Consider the following 860-nt stretch of genomic DNA (forward strand, 5'->3'; position numbering starts at 1 on the left):
ACGAAGGAACAAGGTATCCATCTCCGGTTGGAAATGACCCCCATCGGCACTGGAGAACGCCAGCAAACCAAGGGGATGTTGCTTCACCAGCGGCAAGACCACGTAAGAGCCCATTTCTGGTACGGGCAAATCACCAAACAGCGCTTCGCGATCGGCGTTGCGCAGACGCCCTAAATACGCCGATTTACCATGAGATGGTTGGTGGCAAACAGCTGGTAGTTTTCCATGCTCAGTTGGTGCTTCGCTTCACATTGGTTCAATAGACGCACATAGGCCACCAAACCAAGTTCATGCGCTTTGAGCTCTATCGCCTTCACCACTTGCTGGAAATCGCGACAACGCAGGATTTGCTCTTGCAGGTCCATGAACTCATAAAAGGTGCGATCGTTGTTCGCCGCCAAAGACATCAAGGTCGTGATCTCTTCTTCCAATGCTTCAATACGTTGGCGTTGACGGTTCAGTGAATGTGGACAATCGATACTGTCCCTTGCTCCGGGGTGCGGAAAGTTCAAACGGTCGACCAACTCCGGACGATGTACAAAAATCACGGTGGTCTTGAAGATACGCCGCCACGACTTCGGCGGTCAGCGCATCGGCTTCAGGGTAAGACAAAACATTTCCTCAACGATAACTCATGCAAGGTGATGAAAACTCATCACCTGCGGTGGCTAGAATCCGTGGGTTCTAGCAAGACAGCTGACCATCAAACACATGGGTCGCAGGTCCCGTCATATAAAGTGGCGTACCAGGCCCCTTCCAGTGAATGTGCAAATCGCCACCCGGCAAACTCACGGTGACATTTTTCATCCAACAAGCCTTGTAAGATGCCGACCGCCACCGCGCCACACGCGCCGCTGCCA

2 pseudogenes are annotated in these 860 nt (G+C 52.7%); both read right to left on the reverse strand.

The window, feature by feature from the left end:
- Positions 1–612, reverse strand: a pseudogene (locus CIK04_RS23885) (DUF484 family protein); the annotation flags it as partial.
- 72 nt (positions 613–684) lie between these two features.
- Positions 685–860: pseudogene (gene dapF / locus CIK04_RS23890) on the reverse strand (diaminopimelate epimerase); the annotation flags it as partial.

The sequence above is a fragment of the Vibrio sp. 03_296 genome, from assembly GCF_002265885.1.